Origin of the sequence: Sphingobium sp. TA15 (assembly GCF_037101235.1) — a bacterium.
Taxonomy (GTDB): domain Bacteria; phylum Pseudomonadota; class Alphaproteobacteria; order Sphingomonadales; family Sphingomonadaceae; genus Sphingobium; species Sphingobium indicum.
The window spans coordinates 38,165-53,540 of sequence record NZ_AP025355.1 but is presented as its reverse complement, the minus strand read 5'-3'; the positions used below and the strand labels follow the sequence as shown (position 1 = coordinate 53,540).

The window sequence follows — 15,376 nt, the reverse complement described above, 5'->3', positions numbered from 1 at the left end:
TTCAATCCTCTACAGCCAGCTTGCGGATGCCTACAAGATCGGCCTTGAGCTTGTGAACGACAAGTATCTGGCAGCGATTACCAGCCTTCTGCACCACCACAGCATCGCAGGCGCAAAGAAGGCCATTGATGTTGTTCGTAACAACCGCATCAACCGCGAATGGAACGCTGAGAACCCTGACGCAGTCCAGCGCGAATTGCAGGAGGAAATCAGCCCGTGGGTTCAGGTTGTGAAGCTGCTCTACGGCAAGTGGATCGACACCACGAAGATGACGGACACGGAAAAGAAGGCATATGCTGAGACTATCGGCATCAAGGGCAATCTGAGCCAGTTCGCCACGATCAAAAATCCTGCCGCCGAAGCAAAGTCGGCTTATCAGGAATGGTCGCCTAATCGCTCAGCGGAAAAATATGCTGTCGTGTTTCGCTACATGCACGACAACGGCATTACGCCTGATGAAGTTGCCAGCTACATCGAAACCTTCAACCTCAGCCCATATGGTGCGAAGCTGCTGGGTATCGAGCGCGCTGGGCGAGCTGCTGCGAATGCGGGCAAGACTGCCAAGCCTGAAAGCAAGGAGGTTATCGACAAGCGTAACGCCTACGTGGCTCGCGCTGAGGCTCGTAAAAACTGGAATGTCTTTGCCGTCGAAAAGCCCAATACGTTCCCGTCCAAGCTCACCTATGCCCGCGCTGTTTTGAAGCAGGAAGGTGACGAACTGGTCATCATCTTGGTTGATGATGCTGACAAGCCGATGGAGGAAAGCGCATACGTCAATCTGGCTGTGAAGCTGGGTAAGCCGCTGCTCGACAAGGAAAACGAGCAAGCTGCTGAACGTAGCAAACAGGTAGATGAAGCATCAAAATCCCGCGAACTGCATCTGACCCACGGCCCGCTTGCCCGCAAGCTGGCTGAACTCAAGGCAGATGGTGCAGACGGCGGAGCCATTGCGGAAAAGGTAATGGCATTGCTTGAGGCTGAGGAAAAGAAGCTGGCTGGCACGAAGGCGATTGAAGGCTTCGCTGACATGGAGGCTAACTGATGGGTGATGACCTCTATAATCTCATCAGCGATTGTAAGGATCGTATCGACAACAATCCTTCAATCAAAGTCGATGGCAAGGCGTTGATCGAGATGCTTTATTGGCTCTACGCAGGCGAATGGGATCATCTCGAATTGCATGAAGCTCGTAAAATCACAGAAACTATGGAGGCGCGTATATTCTCTAACTAACTAAACGCCACATGCCAGCGCGTTAGTCTGGCTACATATTACCCACGGAGAGCGACATGCTCAACGGCGAAGGTCATTAGCCCTCATCAGGAAACTGGTGGGGGCTTTTTATTCCCTATTCCAGTTAAACGATGAAAGGCAGTTCTATGTATGAACGACATAACATTATCATTTTCAAATCCAATCTGACTGGCAAGCGCCGTGGTGATGTGCGGGGTTTCGCAATGATGCTTGAAGTGGATAACCGCAGGCGCGCAACTGAATACATCCTGTGGCCGAAATCAAAGAAGGTCATTCCAACTCTACAAGATAGATTTATGCGAGGTCTGGATCAGCATTTTTCAAACCTCGCCAATTGGAACAGTGAAACTCGTCAGTTGACTGCGTTCAAGATCGTCTTTGGCACGATTGTAGATGACGAACGAATGCAGCGGGAATTGGAAAGTCTTTTTTATTGTTGGTGGGCAACGAACAGGGGCAAGATGCAGGGCGAGTTTGAATGCGTCCACGTTTGATGCCGTCACTACTAATGAGCGGTTGAAGTAGGCAAAAATCCGGGGCCAGTTTCCTTCTTCACTCGTAAACTCGTTCCGCTTCGCACTGCACATGCCTAATCAAAAAAGGCATACGCGAAAACACCATATAGTATAATGGAGTTATTTCGTATGCCTTTTTCCAATTCATGCAGTTCGTGGCGAAAAAAACCACAAAGAAATATCGACATATCAGCACATGGTTTGCTATTTTCTATAAATAAACATGAAGCAACAGATTCTGGAAGATGCTGTTACTTCAAACAGTGGATTTCAGAAGTCGCTTCATTCCTTTTTGATGAAAAACCTGACCCGCTGAGTGTTCCAGAATCCGCTCAGCGGGTTTTTCATCAAAGGAGATCAAATGACACAAACGAATTTCAACTATGTTTCCGCCCTGGCAGGGGCAGGGAAAACATACAAAGCAGTAGATCACGCATCATTCCTCGCCAACGAGGGTTTTCGTATAGTTATCGCTCAACCAAGCAGGCAGTTGATTGACGAAACCCACACATTGGCTGAGCAGTTTCAAACTCGCTATCCGAACGCAAAATACCGTCTCAAGAAGATACACAGCGACAACAAAACCAAATCTTCTGTTTCTGGTGAGATTGTCAATTATCTCAAGAACTATGATTATGATAACGGAGAAATCCTGTTCATTACCCATGCAGCCCTGTTTTCGATCCCGTATTTCCACCGCAAGGATAACTGGATACTGATCGTTGACGAGATTCCTGACCCATTTGAGGACATGAGCCTAAAGCTGCCTGACAATCACAGCCTCATTACGGATCATTTCACGCTCAGCACTCAGTCTGCATATTACAGCAGGCCAGTTATCAAGCCTGAAAGCGAAGATCACATAAGGGCCATTTGGGAAAATAAGAATGGCGATCAGGTCAATGCCGTATTCGCTGACTTCCTTGATGCCTATTACGACGATCACCGCGACCTTTATGTGAATAGCAGCACTTGGACCGCGATAGCTGAAAACAGGGACAAGAAGGAACGATTACCAGCGAACGCAATCTGGAAGCCCTCATACCTTGAAGGCTTCAAAGAGGTTATAATCATGGGCGCGATGTTTGAAGAGAGCATCCTGTTTCAGATATGGGGCCAGCAAATGGGCGTTGAATGGTCAGTATATGACCGCATCCAAAACCATCTTCGCTACCAGAATCACGCACCGCAACCGAACCTCACCATTACATATTTGCTGGAAGAGAATTGGAGCAAGACGAAAGCACGGCAGCAGTTTCAGGATAGCGACTATTCAGTCTTTGATATGTGCAAGGCGGAAGCGGACTATCATATCGCTGGCGCAGACCACATCATCATCACGAACAAGGATCGTGAAAGCGAAACAGACGAGTGTTTCGTGAACGGCAGTCGCGTGTCGAACGTGTCCCACGGCATCAACACATTTCAGCATATCGACAACGCGATTTTCCTGTCAGCCCTCAACCCCAGCCCAACCCATTTCAAGCTGTTTGAAATGCTCGACGTTACCTCTGACGAACTGGCTGACGCTCGCTATCACCAGATTGTCTATCAGGCGGTGATGAGGACCAGCTTGCGAGATCCCAGCGCCGTAGAGAGGGCAAAGCATTTCATCGTCCCTGACAAGCGCGCTGCTGATTATCTGGCTCGCGTCATACCTGGCTGTAAGGTCCAAGCGGGGACGTTTGCTGACATGGACCTGGGCAAGAGCATCAACGGCCGCCCCAAGGGTTCTAAGGACACGAAAAAGCGCGAACGCTTCTGGAGCAGCCCAGCGCAAAAGTCCGCCGCACAGACCGCCAAAAAGACCCTTATCCGCAAGCAGAACAGGCTCACCTACGATCCATCCATCCCAAACCGCATGAGCCTGTTTGCTGGTAAATGGGACAAGCATCCCAAGGAGTTCACGTTCACGGACGCAGATAGCCTGATCGCGGACCTCAAGGAGATGAGTGAGACTGTTATCCAGAGCAAGGAGGAAAACGTCCTCATTTGCCCAGCCCATTTCGTGGAGCGCGCTGGCGTGGAAACACGACGCGGCCTTGAAAACATCGAGAGCATCCACGGCGTTTGGCTGGACAATGACGGCGGCGATCTCACTCCCAGTGACTTCCGCAACATCTTCCCGACGCTCAGGATGGCGATCTTTAGCACCTACTCAGGCGGCAATCGCTACCGCGTGTTCATCCCGACAAATGCGCCCATGATCCGAGATACGGACTTCATCATCAAATGCCTGTTGATGAACGAAATCCGCAGCCACGGTTACAGCGACAAAGGGAAGCTCAAGCACGGCTTCGACGTAGGCAAGCTGACACCCAGCAGCATGTTCTACCTCCCCGGTCTTCAACATGGGAAAGCTGATGAAGCATTTTTCATCGAGAATCCGGGCGACGAAATCGACGTAGGGAAATGGCTTGAAGGTGCCAGCATCAAGATGTTCCGCGAGGAAGAAGCAATACGAGTTCCAGAAGAATTCTCGAAAGCAATCAACCCAAACATCACCCTGCAATCAATCGCCGCTGAGATACAGGCTCTTCCAAAAGGCACAGTCAACGGCTCGTTGGCAAAGCTGGTGGTAAAGGCATTCAGAAATGGATTTGAAGCTGGCGAGATACGAGTTGTTTTAGGAATGGCGCTTAGTGGTCGTTCTGGCGGAAGAGAGCATATGAGAGACTTTGAAGGACTTATTAGAAAAGGACAGAATGGGAAACTGAAATGACTGATCCTGATTTCGTGAAAATCTCAATGGATAAGTGGATGGATTTGATGAAAGAATATCGCTCATCGAATCTCGGAATTGCGATGGTAGCCAATCCCGACGAATGGCTATCAAAGCTGATACAGGAAAAGCTGGGAGTGAAGCCATCTCATGTCGAATTTGGCAATGATGGCTTCACGATCTTCACTACCAGTGAGTCAGATGCAACGGCGGTAAGAATGTGGCTATGATACCGATCAACGACTATCTTCGCGTTGCACATCGGTCTGGTTGGCGACCATCTGGCTATATACGTTTATTCGATATGAAGGATATGCTGGTGTATCAAGGACCGTGTAAGATGCGTATGACTCCCGCATTTGGTTATCATAAGATCAGCTTCATGGACGATGCTGACTATACAGCGTTCGTTCTACTCAACTGATTTGCCGTAATGATCGTTTAATATCTCTCGTTCCAACTCGCAAATGAAGGGCGGTTCTTCCTGATCGACCTCAATCAGATATTCTCCGTCATCTTCGTTGGAGATCAGGAAATCCTCTCCGAGAAAATCACCGACAAGATCGAGTAAAATCCAAAAGCGGGGATCATCTGGTTTGATTGGAATGGAGAGGGTGAGTTTGTAAAAGTCTTTCATGTCGGTATTTACGCAGACACGAAGAGCAGTTTTTGACCATTGATGAAAAGATCATCGAAGGGCGGTTTTTTGGTCTGGTAGAATTTCGGTCACTGACCATCCACACCCCGACCAGAAAAGGGTATATATACCCCTCCAATCCCATCCCATTCCCTGCCATACTGGCTCCGCGTGTGAGTGTCCTTTGGAACCCCCTTCTGGTGGACGCTGGGTAAGCAGTTTGGCGGCAGGTTCCATTCGCCTGAATGGCCGTCATAAAAAGGGTAGCTGGAACGGGGACAACCAGCCACACGCATCTTGCCGCATTTGGGACTACCTAATTCCAACAGTCAGACACAGGCCAATCCCTGTCACATTTCCAATCGACTTCCACTCAAAGTGACAACAGGCCGATGGCTCCAGACCCATAAATGACAGGAGCCGTCATGCTCGTTGGATATGCGAGAGTTTCCACCACAGAGCAGAGCCTAACAGTCCAGACTGACGAGCTGGCTGCTCAGCAATGCGAACGCATCTTTGAGGACAAGGCATCAGGCACCAACACGAACAGACCTGGCCTAATGGACTTGATGGCATTCGTCCGTGAAGGCGACATGGTGATCGTTTCCAGATTGGATCGTTTCGCCCGCTCATTGGCTGACCTGTTCCAGCTTCTACAGGCGTTGGCTGATAAGGGCGTTGGCTTCCAATGCGTCCACCAATCGATCGATACGGGCAGCAGCACAGGCAAACTGACACTCGCCATATTGGGTGCAGTGGCTGAGTTCGAGAACGACCTACGACGAGAGCGCCAGAGAGAGGGAATCCAGAAGGCCAAAGCGTCTGGCATCTACAAGGGCAGGAAAGCTGTCATTGACGCTGACAGGGTGCGACAGCTTGCATCTGAGGGCATGGGGCCGTCTGCTATCGCCAAGACGCTTGGATGCCATAGGCAGTCGGTTTATAGGTTGCTGGAATCAAGGGGGGAATGATGAAGCGTCTACTTGCATTGGCTTCAGCGATGTCGCTGGCAGCAGTATCAAACCAAGCCCAAGCACAATGGCTGACGGGCAACCAGCTTTACGAGTGGTGTTCCAGCACCAGCGTTACTGAGGGTGGCGCTTGCATGGCCTATGTCATTGGTGCACTCGACGGCAACCTCTCCATTAATACCGCCAACGGGGTCACTCGCGGGCAGATCAAAGATGTTGTGAGGAAATACCTCGCAGACCATCCAGAGCGCAGGCAGATGATGGCAGCAACGCTCGTCTACATGGCCGTTTACAGTGCATGGCCCCAACTCAATAAAATGGGAAAATAGGCTGAAAAAAAAGCTCGATTTCAGGGAAATTGTGATTTCAGTGCTTCAAAACCCGCCCTTTTCTGCGGGTTTGAAAGCCCTGATTTCAGCGATTTTCGCACTCAGCTATACTACATGGGCGTTGGTTGCCTGAAATCGCTCAGATTGCTCAGAAACGCATTTTACCGTTAGAATCAATGATGATCTGGTTGATTTCCTCTGGCTGATTAATGATGACGGACTTAATTTCCTGTTCCACTTTGATCTGCTCACCAAACCAATCTCTGTCGAACTTACCCAATAGGAATCTGAGATAGCCAACCTGTGCTTTGTCTCGTTCTACATTGCCTGTGGAATACTCGCCACCCCGTAGAATATCCCAGCCCATACCGATCATGAAGATAACTTGCAGCTTGAATGCGTCTTTGATCTTGGCACGAAAGGCGGGATCATTCTCCATCCAAGCGCAGACGGTTGAACGGCCCGGCATGTGGGCATCCTGACATATCGTCACCATGTCCTCACCATCAGTCAGGCGTCTGAATATCTCCGATTCAACCTCTGGCGATCTCACGCTCGGTCTACCTACGGGATTGGCTGTCCTGACCAACTCCTGCCTTAACGCCTTTGCGCCAGCAGCGGTGATTGCTGCCTTATTGTTCTTCACTCTGGCCATTCAACTTAGTTCTCCTACTGGGTTAGTCTTGATATTTATCCAGTGGAGTGTTTTTGGATCAGAAGGCGGATAGGGTCTTTATGTCCTCTCCACAATCCTTGTAAGCTGCTTCGATTGATGCTTTTGCACCATCCTTGTCCACATATGCAGCGCCGGTATTTTCCTCTTCGATAGTCAGCTTATCACCGTCCGCATATAGGGCAGACAGCAGCTTATCGCTTCTGGTGGCGTAGCCATCACCATTGATGTCGGTATTGCGTTTCAGGTCATAGGTGATCCAGTATCTACCAGCATCGAAGTTGACGCCGCTGAGCCAATCGGTGTGATTGTTCGTCCTGATTGTGTATGTGAGATATGCAGAACGATTAACGTCATCCGACCGCATCATATAGGCTGATACCTGTTTCTTCTTCGTGGCCGGATTTATCCCGCAAACCACTCTCATCAAGCCGATTGTCTCATCCTTGCTGTTGCTGATCGTCGTATTATAGGAAGAGTATTCGTTCCTGTTATCTTCCTTTTCTGGCTTAAACCAAGCACCATATTGGGTTTCTGCCAATGCGCCGTTAAATGGAATGGTCATTAATGCGGCGGCTATAATCAACTTCTTCAATTACAATCTCCTTTTATTCAGATGTAAGTTGGCTTTTAGCTGTTCATTTGCTTAGTGTCGATCGGTCTTTGTGGCCGCTATTGCCTAATAGATGCTTAATTCCGCAGGGGATGCCTTTGCCTTCTCTGGTCATTCGTTCTGCGTCAATAAGTCGGTCATGGTCTATGAATTCGATCTTGCAGTTGGGTTTAAATTCAAATCTGTGAGTGGGCTTATAGCTGTCTGGGGTGATGTTGGGTTCGTTCGTATATGCAGCTATCATCTGTGCTGCCCTTATTGCCGTAAGTTGATTGGTTGGCCTTACCAGTGGGAATATCCACACTGCTCTGTCTGTTTCTGTTTTAGTTGGAACGATATAATAGGAGTGTTCCATGTCGTTTAGGCAGGCGTTGATTGCGGCTTTCTGTTTCAGCGGCCATTCGATTGTCAGTGTGGTTGTTTCTATCGTCGGATTTGGTGCGCGAGTGTATTCCAGTGTCGAGAAGGAAAAGCTCGATCCTTCATACCAAGTCAGATCGTTCAGTAGTTCATGGGCATCGCGGATTCGTTCGTCATCCGTGTAGATAGGTGCTTGCCAGAAGTTGGAGGCTTCGTCGCTGAATTGGCTGATTATCAGAATGGGTTGCATTATAGTTGTTGGTAGACGCCGCCTGATGGGTCGATGAGAACCAATCGCAATGGAGCATAAGCGGAGAGTGCAAATGGCACATCTGTGCCCGCGTAGTTAATTTGGCCACCTGTTGGCGGGTAGACGTTGATAGCGTTTCCCGTTCCGTTAAAGATGTTGAACACAGTTCCAATGGCCATGCTGGTCGGAAGAATGATGCCTTTGTTTGATGCATCGGAACTGCCGATATGAAACACAGCTTTTGTGACCAGTGCTGCGGTGCCTGCGGTTGTGCCGGTTGCGCTTTGAAATGCCACCGTGGGTAAACGCTCATAGTTGGCGTCAATCGGCCTATTGGACAGATCATTATAGCTGCCGCTGGTTGCCACGGTCGCCAGCGTTGGCCTGCCCGTTAGATCGCTATACGCGCCCGTTGTCGCGACTGTCGCAAAGCTGGGCTGATTACTCAGGTCGTCATAATCGCCAGTCGTTGCAACATCAGCGAGGCCAGTGATGGTTGCTGCTGGCTGAGTGCCTGTGTGGGTAGCGCGATTTCTCAGTTCTGCATTTGTAGCGTTCGCCGTCGCCCCAGTTTGAACGGAATCCAGCTTGGATTTGTCTGAGGCAGACATGAAGCCTGCGACTGATGATGTTGCGTTGCTGATCCATGCAACAATCTGGCTGACAGTCATTTTGTAATTGTAGCCGGATTTCAGGACGGGGAACGTCTCAGTGCCGTCTACACTTGGAACAGTATCAAGTTCACTTATCTTTTTGGTTGCCATCGCGCCTCCCGTTTTTATTGTTATTTATTCTAACGCGAAGGTGTCGCCTGCTTCTGTTGTGATGGTTGCCCCGCCTGCAAATTCCATTTCCGTTACGGGCATAATTACAATTCGATTGTATGCCAGCACTTCACCCGTCTCCAGGGCAATGGACGTTTCTTCCCCAAACTCGATTTCGATGTCCACTTGCTCTGCTGATTGGGCTTCTCTCAAAAGCTGGTCTTCAAGCAGGACAGATTCAGACATTGCCCGCATTATCTCGCCAACCCAAAACCCGTAGAACAAACGGCCTTCTGGAAATGGGGAGAAACTGCCTGCCATATCGCCGCTTTTGACGAAGAAGCTGTTGAGGTAATCAATGCTTCTGTTTCTGGCTTCCACTATGTCAGCAGCGGAATGTCCTGCTCGTAGCAAGGCAGTCAATGCGTTTATGTGCAGTGCTGCAATATGTGGTTCGTCATAAGAGGTGCTTGGGAGGGCTGAGCCGTCTTGTGGGAAAAGGGTCGGCGGCCTGTTGTCGTTTTCGGTCAGGAAATCGACTAGGAATGCCGCATAGTCATCAACCACCTCATACAATTCCGTTGGGATCGCATGGCCGTCTTTCGCCATCTGGAATAGCAAGCTGGCAGCGCCGTTGAATGAGCGGGCCTGAAAGCCGCCCCAGAATGTGTTTGGGTCCGGCCCGTTGGCTGAGAAGCCCTCTGCCTGTCCGTATGCGACATTATCCCATTTCGGCCAGATATAGACTTGTGTGAAGGGACCACGGAGGCCAGTCCTGTCATGATAATCGTCCTGGCTGTCTTTGTAGAACTCCAGCACCTGTGTCGCGTAGCCGATGCGACCGATCAGCGCCCAAACTGAGGGCGTTTGGTATGCGACATATGGCGTGCCTCTCCAGTATTTCGTGCCGTCCTTGGCGCTTCTGTCTGTGGTGAAAGGCACAACGCCCGGACTGTATTTGTAGCTGATAGGCAGGCAGTTGACGGCCTGAACATCACCGACTTTGACAAACATCTCATCGGCGCTTTTGACCTTGATCTTTACCTCTGTGAGCATCGCCGCTGAGAGGTCAAAAGCCGTAGGCAATTCGCCATAGCAGTAGAGATCGATGTTTGCGCCGCCCGTGCTTGGGATCGGCACAACGCTGAAACTGTTGAAGCTCAAACTGGAGGGGAACGAGCTTGGAGGTGTGCCTGTCTCGTTCTGATAGGGCCAGAGCGTGAAATCGGCGCCATTGAAGGTATATTGCCTCCACTCGGCAGTTCCTATGTCCAGTTCCTTGCCCCAAATCCATCCATCGTCGTCCTCGATCGTCACGGCAGCTCGTCCAGAGTTGAGCCTGTAGGAAAGGGTATCCATGCCGATTGCGCCGGGTGTAACGGTCCAGAAACCTACGACGCAATAGGAGGTATCAAGAGGCAAATTGAACGTGGTGTAACCGTCTACGATGTCGAACACATAATCGATCTTGCTCGTCGTAGTCGCCGACTCAGGAATCAGTGCGGCTTGGTTGACTGTTAGGAACTTCGATCCGTCAGAACGCTGAGTGCGATAAAAGGATTTCAGTTTGAACTCACGTTTGTAAATTACGTCCACAGGATCATTCGTGAGCAAGGTCTTTCTGAACGTCTCTGTGCCTGAACCTAACTCGTCACTCGTAGTGATGGATATTTCACAGAAGCCCGTAGGGCTGTTGACTATCATTTCGCAGTTCAATGCAGTCTCAGGCGAGACCCTGTTGAACACGCCAGTTTGACCGATTTCCAGTTCTGCCATCGTGCTGCCTGTTTCTCTATCTTTCGTTATCGTATTCAAGCCAGCTTGATCGATGTAATAGAGGTAAGACATTGATGTGTTGCTCATGGAAAAGTAAGCAATTCCATGATTGAACAGCTTTGATGAAATTAGATTTCTTTTGAAATAATAATCCTCTGGTTCAAGGGCTGTCGCTGATATGATTGAGTAAGAGGCGGAATTGAATGCCCTGAGATATGTAGGGTCGCCTGTATTGTCATACATCGCCTTGAACAATTCAATGTGCCAAAGCTCAACGTCCATTGCGCTTGCGGATTCGCCTATGTTGAGCTTGCGCCACATTGGCCAAGCATCAAATCCCATGTTGCGGGGGATTGTTGATCCACGTCTTGTTGCGTGAGCGACTTTCAACGATCCAGTGTATGATGATGATAACTGGATTTTTCCGACCGTCTCACTTGGTTCTGTGCCGAGTTCAACGCCGTTTGCATCCATCTTCATTTTGCGATCATCAATGAACCAATCGACGGCATATTTTTCACCAGTGCCAGCCTGAACCTCTGCAAAGACGTTGTTCCAGACGAGTTTTGCCGTTGAGACAGGGCCGTATGCGAAATAGACGCGGGCAGTGTCCTCGCCATAAGCTGGTGCGTTGTGCGGGATAAAACCAATGCCGTCAGTGAAATTAACAACGAGGTCGAAGGAACCTGATTGCTGATAATCTCTTGAGTTGACAGGTGATAAGACTTTGAAGGGATACTTACCGTTGATGACCCAATGGTGTCTCCACTCACCAACTGATTGCGGCAGCTTGTAAGCTGGGAAATAGTGGCCGATATAGGCATCAGTGTATTTGATTGCTCTCTCTTTGAAAACGGGGATGCCAGTGGCTTCATAGGCTCTGATATATCCCAAAGCCAAAAGCACCTGAGATTCACTGGTTGCTGCATTCGTTGGGAGGTAGCTACCGCGTCCGCTTTCATAGTGGAGTGAGTTGTTCACGACGCCAGCGTTGTTGACGAGATAGTTTGTGTCCTCGCCAACGGCGGCGTTGCCTGTGTATCGCTCCACAAACTCATGAAGGCTGATAATCATACTTACTATGTCGTTGGAGAATTGCCCGTTCATGAGGTGAAGGCGACTCCTGCGAAAATCCCATACCATGTGATCCCGCCGTCAATGCTGGTTAGGTCAATTATGTCCGTATAGGTCGGTGTGACAGAGAGGATTGGTGGGCGCTGCTGGCTCCACATGATGTTTGAAGGCCAGGTAACGCCGCGTCCGCCTGTTGCATCTTGGACGAGGTAGAGGCGCAGACGTAATTCGTGGGCCGTGTCCACGATTGTTGAGCCAACTGTCAGGGTCAAATTGGCTGCGTTGAGCGTGATCCGCGCGGCAGGACCAGCCACAACGTCAACAAACTGGCTGGAAGAGGATGGGGTGATGTGCTGGATTGGGGCTTCTGTGATGTCCCTTAGCTTTGCTGGACATGCCGCAAGCTGGGTGTAGCCCGTCGAGTCTGAGAGCGGGTAATAGCCGTCATTGTTAGGGCCGCCTGTGATCGTGCCAGTCATCCAAGCGCGGAACTGCTCTTCGCGGGCTTGCCAATTGTCGAGCACTTCTGAGGTTTTGTTAGCCAACTCAGCGCGGGATGGCGTTGTGTCAGCAGCGTATGTAGCTTCGAGGTCTGCTAAATCAGTGTCGATTTGTTCAAGTGTTCTGGTCATACCTTATTTATTTGATATAAAATCCGGGGCCAGTTTCCTTCTTCACTCGTAAACTCGTTCCGCTTCGCACTGCACATGCCTAATCAAGAAAGGCATACGAAATAACTCCATTATACTATATGGTGTTTTCGCGTATGCCTTTTGTCACCTAATGCCAATAACTGCGGACCATCGTTACCCGTAGATCGGCATCACAAAGAGGGTGCGGCCATTGGCTGACACAGAGTTTTCAGCAGCAAATTGGACAGCAACGGTGTATGTTCCTGCCGGTAGTTCAAGTGAACCACTCATCGAAACACTGTCCGCTGTCTTTTGACCACCAGCAGCAAAGACGTTTGTTCCATTTATCCTGAGCCTTGTATTCCAAGTCTTATCACCATCAGGAAACCCCTGTGCAATGCTGGTGCTGGCATAGATATGTCCAGATCGAACCAACGTAACTGACTGAGTTAGTATGGTGTGATAAGTGCTTGTTCCAGTCCCACTTACTGGAGTGCTGGCCGTAACGGTTGAAGGACCGCCAACTGTGCCAAGTGTGCCGACCTTAAGAGTATCCACTTCCACGTTTGTCATTTTGATAACGCCGTCGCTGTAGATGAACGGAGAAAATGGGGAGCCGCCATTAGGATCGATGATCCTGAAAACGTCAGCAACAATCGTATAGTCACCCACTGACCCGTCATTGGTGTTCACAACGCCGGTAATATGCCCATCGACGTTGATTTGATTGATGGATCGCGCAGTAACGCCGTCACTGTCGATCAGGACTTCGTTCAGCGTGATTATGGCCGCTTCGTGGTCATCTGTCTTTGCGCTTAGTTCGCTCAAGGTCGCTGACAGAGTTAGTCCTGGGCCTGTTTGGACGGTTGAAGCATCCAAGATAAATGCTGTGCCGTCAGGGCTTTTTGCGCCGATGAGATTCAGGGTCGTGTTGATGGCGGAAATGTCTGTTTCGCGTTGTTCTCGTTCTTCAATGAGGACCGTTCCTACAGGCTGGCCTTCAACGAACGTGCGCTCATCAAAGACCGTTTCGATGTCATCAACGCGGAAGGTCTGAGCCAGCACGGTATCCGCATTGAATTCGAGATCATTGAGAACGTCCTCGACAGGACGGGCACCAACATACGTGCCCACGGGAGCACCTACAGTCGCGTTGTCCTGTGGTTTGCCTGCACCTGACACGCCTGACCAAGTGGCCGTGGTCGCGGCATTGGCGCTGATCGCCTTACGCAGCGAGACGATGGTATTGTAGACAGTTATCCATGCACCACGGAAACCACTACGAGTGATGGCTGTGTCTTGTGTCGTGTCATTCCACGCAGGGGTTAATCCAGCCAGATAGGTATCAAGGGCCGCGAATGCATTTACGTAATCGGTCTTCTCCGCCGTGATGCTGTATAAGTCTGCTTCGTTTTCGAGTGGAGTTTTCTCGGCAAACAGGCGGGCATATTCATCAATCCAGTATTTCTTTTCGGATCGATCCAAGATGCCATCTGCGCTCATTGCGTCCAATCGATCAGAGGCAATGCTTAGGTCATCGATGGCTTGGTCAAGCTCTTCCTGAGCTACCGTCAGTTGGGATTCAAAGGCGGATTGCTGAGACGCCAACTCCGCAACTGCTGGACTTATCTCGCTATCGCTATGCGTGGACCAGCAACGGGTATGGCCGACTTTGACCTTGTAAACTGAGCCGCCAGTCGCGGATTCCGTTATGCTGTGAAGGACTACAAGGGGGAGGGCATCGCGTTCGCTGCTCAATCTCGTGGGCGTTTTAGGGGCGAAGAAATCCCCAAGCTGCCAGATCCCAAGTCCGTTGGGGAACAGGTATCCTCCTGCTTCTAAGGCTGCTTGTCGGGCAATTTCGCCGGCACTGGCTTGGCTTGTGGAATAGAAGCACCAATCAACCGCGTTGAAGGCGGACAAATCGCCAAACGACGCCGATGGATTGGCGGTCTTGATAATGTGCTGGATGATGCCTGAAACCGACGAGGGGTAAGAGCTGCCGTCCTTTGCCCCTTCAACGTCACAGGATATTTTCTGGCTTGGCTGTCCACCAAGGCGAAACATGCCAACCGCAGGAGCCGCAGCCCATTGACCTGGCTCTAAGGCAAGGGCGATCAGCGCCGCATATGTGCTGACTGTAATTGCTGGGGGGCCAAGGGATTGAGCATATTCGTAGACCTCAGCGATGCTCTGAACGGCACCGTAGCCGTGGACCTGATAAACCCAATAAACGGAGTCGATCAAAACGGGATCGATGTTGAGGCAATTGCCGCTGCACCACGGCTTGAGAGTGCCCTTTAGTGCTGCATCTCCTTCGCTACCGCCAGTGCCCAGATATTCGTCGCTCAGCAGGTTGACGTCTAAAACGGCTTCCGTGCCCAAAAGCGTCAATGTGGCCTTGTGCCTCTCGCGGGAAAGTGCAGATACAGCCCCTTCAAAAATCTGCTGGTAACTGGTGAAATCGTCTCCTGCTTCACCCCACCAAAGGCTGGCATTTACGCCTGAGAAATCATATGTGGACCATACTTCGTTATCGAACAAATCCGACATATTGAAGCTGATTTGCCCATAGCTGTTTTGAACGGTGTCAAGCTGACCGTTGTTGACGAATTGAGTGCTTGTTTGTGGAAATTCAGTTAGAAATGGTAGCCATTGATAGCCGCCATTGATGGTTGTGCTTGATCCTGCTTTTTTTGAACACAGTCGGATTGTTTCAATTGATCCATCTGGCTTGATCGGACTTATCTCTGCATAAAGATTCTTCATTGAACAATCGCATCTCCCTTACCTTTTTCTCTATTTA

Annotated in this window: 15 protein-coding genes; 7 read left to right on the top strand and 8 right to left on the bottom strand. The window is 50.2% G+C overall.

Going from position 1 to position 15,376, the window contains the following annotated elements; all coding sequences use genetic code 11:
- The first annotated feature begins 52 nt into the window (after positions 1 to 52).
- The 5 genes from Sj15T_RS00275 (at position 53) to Sj15T_RS00255 (ending at position 4,721) form a co-directional block, all read left to right on the top strand.
- Complete coding sequence (locus Sj15T_RS00275) at positions 53 to 1,042, top strand: hypothetical protein (protein WP_338756169.1); 990 nt, start codon at positions 53 to 55, stop codon at positions 1,040 to 1,042.
- Positions 1,042 to 1,233 carry a hypothetical protein gene (locus Sj15T_RS00270; RefSeq protein ID WP_013039363.1) on the top strand — a complete coding sequence of 64 codons (192 nt, stop codon included), beginning with the start codon at positions 1,042 to 1,044 and terminating at the stop codon, positions 1,231 to 1,233. The genes Sj15T_RS00275 and Sj15T_RS00270 overlap by 1 nt, the downstream gene beginning before the upstream one ends.
- A gap of 146 nt (positions 1,234 to 1,379) precedes the next feature.
- On the top strand, positions 1,380 to 1,748 hold the full coding sequence (locus Sj15T_RS00265; protein ID WP_013039362.1) for a hypothetical protein: 369 nt from the start codon (positions 1,380 to 1,382) through the stop codon (positions 1,746 to 1,748).
- A 382-nt stretch (positions 1,749 to 2,130) separates the two neighbouring features.
- Entirely contained in the window at positions 2,131 to 4,491 is a 2,361-nt protein-coding gene (locus tag Sj15T_RS00260; RefSeq protein ID WP_013039361.1) for a hypothetical protein, read from the top strand.
- On the top strand, positions 4,488 to 4,721 hold the full coding sequence (locus Sj15T_RS00255) for a hypothetical protein (protein ID WP_013039360.1): 234 nt from the start codon (positions 4,488 to 4,490) through the stop codon (positions 4,719 to 4,721). The genes Sj15T_RS00260 and Sj15T_RS00255 overlap by 4 nt, the downstream gene beginning before the upstream one ends.
- A 182-nt stretch (positions 4,722 to 4,903) precedes the next feature.
- Here Sj15T_RS00255 and Sj15T_RS00250 read toward each other — a convergent pair whose 3' ends face one another.
- The gene (locus Sj15T_RS00250) at positions 4,904 to 5,128 is read right to left on the bottom strand and encodes a hypothetical protein (RefSeq protein ID WP_013039359.1); all 225 of its coding nucleotides are present in this window, start codon (positions 5,126 to 5,128) and stop codon (positions 4,904 to 4,906) included.
- A 425-nt stretch (positions 5,129 to 5,553) separates the two neighbouring features.
- On the opposite strand from Sj15T_RS00250, the gene Sj15T_RS00245 reads away from it, so the two are divergent.
- A complete protein-coding gene (locus tag Sj15T_RS00245; protein ID WP_013039357.1) occupies positions 5,554 to 6,099 on the top strand; it encodes a recombinase family protein in 546 nt (181 codons plus the stop codon).
- Positions 6,099 to 6,428 (top strand): Rap1a/Tai family immunity protein, encoded by a 330-nt coding sequence (locus Sj15T_RS00240; protein ID WP_338756167.1) that lies wholly within the window; start codon positions 6,099 to 6,101, stop codon positions 6,426 to 6,428. Before Sj15T_RS00245 ends, Sj15T_RS00240 begins: the two co-directional genes overlap by 1 nt.
- Before the next feature lie 148 nt (positions 6,429 to 6,576).
- On the opposite strand, the gene Sj15T_RS00235 is transcribed toward Sj15T_RS00240, so the two are convergent.
- The 7 genes from Sj15T_RS00235 to Sj15T_RS00205 form a co-directional block, all read right to left on the bottom strand.
- Positions 6,577 to 7,083 (bottom strand): hypothetical protein, encoded by a 507-nt coding sequence (locus Sj15T_RS00235; RefSeq protein WP_013039355.1) that lies wholly within the window; start codon positions 7,081 to 7,083, stop codon positions 6,577 to 6,579.
- A gap of 58 nt (positions 7,084 to 7,141) precedes the next feature.
- Entirely contained in the window at positions 7,142 to 7,696 is a 555-nt protein-coding gene (locus tag Sj15T_RS00230; RefSeq protein ID WP_253720682.1) for a hypothetical protein, read from the bottom strand.
- Positions 7,697 to 7,739: 43 nt separating this feature from the next.
- Positions 7,740 to 8,324, bottom strand: coding sequence for a hypothetical protein (locus Sj15T_RS00225; protein ID WP_148225532.1), 585 nt, complete (start codon positions 8,322 to 8,324; stop codon positions 7,740 to 7,742).
- Positions 8,324 to 9,088 carry a hypothetical protein gene (locus Sj15T_RS00220; protein WP_013039353.1) on the bottom strand — a complete coding sequence of 255 codons (765 nt, stop codon included), beginning with the start codon at positions 9,086 to 9,088 and terminating at the stop codon, positions 8,324 to 8,326. Before Sj15T_RS00220 ends, Sj15T_RS00225 begins: the two co-directional genes overlap by 1 nt.
- 24 nt (positions 9,089 to 9,112) lie before the next feature.
- A complete protein-coding gene (locus Sj15T_RS00215; protein WP_020817948.1) occupies positions 9,113 to 11,971 on the bottom strand; it encodes a hypothetical protein in 2,859 nt (952 codons plus the stop codon).
- On the bottom strand, positions 11,968 to 12,570 hold the full coding sequence (locus tag Sj15T_RS00210; protein WP_020821214.1) for a hypothetical protein: 603 nt from the start codon (positions 12,568 to 12,570) through the stop codon (positions 11,968 to 11,970). The genes Sj15T_RS00215 and Sj15T_RS00210 overlap by 4 nt, the downstream gene beginning before the upstream one ends.
- Positions 12,571 to 12,744: 174 nt before the next feature.
- A complete protein-coding gene (locus Sj15T_RS00205; RefSeq protein WP_013039351.1) occupies positions 12,745 to 15,339 on the bottom strand; it encodes a hypothetical protein in 2,595 nt (864 codons plus the stop codon).
- Positions 15,340 to 15,376: the final 37 nt, after the last annotated feature.

Excerpts from the sequence above, each read along its gene's own strand:
- Sj15T_RS00270 (WP_013039363.1), top strand. The coding sequence starts at position 1,042 with ATGGGTGATGACCTCTATAATCTCATCAGCGATTGTAAGGATCGTATC.
- Sj15T_RS00265 (WP_013039362.1), top strand. The coding sequence starts at position 1,380 with ATGTATGAACGACATAACATTATCATTTTCAAATCCAATCTGACTGGC.
- Sj15T_RS00260 (WP_013039361.1), top strand. The coding sequence starts at position 2,131 with ATGACACAAACGAATTTCAACTATGTTTCCGCCCTGGCAGGGGCAGGG.
- Sj15T_RS00255 (WP_013039360.1), top strand. The coding sequence starts at position 4,488 with ATGACTGATCCTGATTTCGTGAAAATCTCAATGGATAAGTGGATGGAT.
- Sj15T_RS00250 (WP_013039359.1), bottom strand. The coding sequence starts at position 5,128 with ATGAAAGACTTTTACAAACTCACCCTCTCCATTCCAATCAAACCAGAT.
- Sj15T_RS00245 (WP_013039357.1), top strand. The coding sequence starts at position 5,554 with ATGCTCGTTGGATATGCGAGAGTTTCCACCACAGAGCAGAGCCTAACA.
- Sj15T_RS00240 (WP_338756167.1), top strand. The coding sequence starts at position 6,099 with ATGAAGCGTCTACTTGCATTGGCTTCAGCGATGTCGCTGGCAGCAGTA.
- Sj15T_RS00235 (WP_013039355.1), bottom strand. The coding sequence starts at position 7,083 with ATGGCCAGAGTGAAGAACAATAAGGCAGCAATCACCGCTGCTGGCGCA.
- Sj15T_RS00225 (WP_148225532.1), bottom strand. The coding sequence starts at position 8,324 with ATGCAACCCATTCTGATAATCAGCCAATTCAGCGACGAAGCCTCCAAC.
- Sj15T_RS00220 (WP_013039353.1), bottom strand. The coding sequence starts at position 9,088 with ATGGCAACCAAAAAGATAAGTGAACTTGATACTGTTCCAAGTGTAGAC.
- Sj15T_RS00215 (WP_020817948.1), bottom strand. The coding sequence starts at position 11,971 with ATGAACGGGCAATTCTCCAACGACATAGTAAGTATGATTATCAGCCTT.
- Sj15T_RS00210 (WP_020821214.1), bottom strand. The coding sequence starts at position 12,570 with ATGACCAGAACACTTGAACAAATCGACACTGATTTAGCAGACCTCGAA.
- Sj15T_RS00205 (WP_013039351.1), bottom strand. The coding sequence starts at position 15,339 with ATGAAGAATCTTTATGCAGAGATAAGTCCGATCAAGCCAGATGGATCA.